Genomic DNA, 1,401 nt, shown 5'->3' with positions numbered 1-1,401 from the left:
CCTCAAGGACGCCACGCGGCCATGAACATGCTCGTCACTCCGACTTCATCCGCCACCCCGAACGGCACGACGCGCCCGCAAGTGCGCATCGTCATCGTCGGCCATGTCGATCACGGCAAGTCGACGCTGGTCGGCCGCCTCTTGCACGAGACCGGCAGCCTGCCCGAGGGTAAGCTGGAGATGCTGAAGGCAGTCAGCGCGCGACGTGGCATGCCGTTCGAATGGTCGTTCCTGCTCGATGCGCTGCAGACCGAGCGCGACCAGGGCATCACCATCGACACCACGCAGATCCGCTTCCGAACCAATTCGCGCGACATCGTACTGATCGACGCGCCCGGCCATGCCGAGTTCCTGCGGAACATGATCACTGGCGCCTCGCAGGCCGACGGCGCGGTGCTGATCATCGACGCACTCGAAGGCGTGCGCGACCAGACTCGGCGGCACGGCTATCTTCTGCACCTGCTCGGCGTGAAGCAGGTGGCCGTCGTCGTCAACAAGATGGACCGCGTCGATTTTTCCGCGGCACGCTTCAAGGCGATCAGCGACGAGATTTCGGCGCATCTGAACGGTCTCGGCGTGACGCCCACGGCCGTGATCCCTATCTCGGCGCGGGACGGCGACGGCGTCGCCGAGCGCACCGACCGGATCGGCTGGTATAAGGGGCCGACCGTGGTCGAGGCGCTCGACCGCCTCGAGCCGGCGCGTCCGCTGGAGGCGCTGGCGCTGCGGCTGCCGGTGCAGGCGATTTACAAGTTTGATGATCGCCGCATCGTGGCGGGCCGCATCGAATCCGGCAGCCTGATTGCCGGCGACGAGATCGTGATCATGCCGGCCGGCAAGATCGCGAAGATCAAGACGGTCGAGAGCTGGCCGGTAACGCCGGCAGCAGGCCGTCAGGGCGCCGGGCGCTCGGTCGGCATCACGCTCGACCGCGAATTGTTCGTCGAGCGCGGCGACATCATCGCACATGCCGGCACCGCGCCGCGCGAGACGCGGCGGCTGCGCGCACGCATCTTCTGGCTGCACGGCAAGCCGCTCGCCAAGGGTGACCAGCTGCTGGTGCGCTGCGGGCCGAAGGAAAGCCGCGCCACCGTGGTCGCCATTGAGAAGGCGGTTGATCCTGGCGAATTGTCGAGCACGGAGAACACGGCGATCGGCCGCAACCATGTCGGCGAGATCGATATCTCTCTTTCGACTCCAATTGCCACCGACCCCTACACCGAAAATCCGCGCACCGGCCGCCTCGTGATCGAGGTGTCCGGGCGCATCGCCGGCGGTGGGCTGGTGCTGTCGGTCGATGCCGGCCAGCGCGCCGTGCCGGTTGACATCGTGCCGGTGGAATCGGCGCTGCGGCCCGACGAGCGTTCCGCGCGCTATCAGCACAACGGCGCCGTGGTCTGG

Annotated in this window: 1 protein-coding gene; it reads left to right on the top strand. The window is 67.2% G+C overall.

Features of this window, described 5'->3' with window-relative positions; genetic code table 11:
* Nucleotides 1-21: 21 nt before the first annotated feature.
* The coding region (locus JHD07_RS25225; protein ID WP_291626966.1) for a GTP-binding protein at nt 22-1,401 on the top strand (1,380 nt) is incomplete at its 3' end.

Source organism: Bradyrhizobium sp., assembly GCF_016462955.1.
Taxonomy (GTDB): Bacteria; Pseudomonadota; Alphaproteobacteria; order Rhizobiales; family Xanthobacteraceae; genus Bradyrhizobium.
Note: the sequence above shows the minus strand (reverse complement) of the source record. Positions and strands in the feature narration are given on the sequence as shown.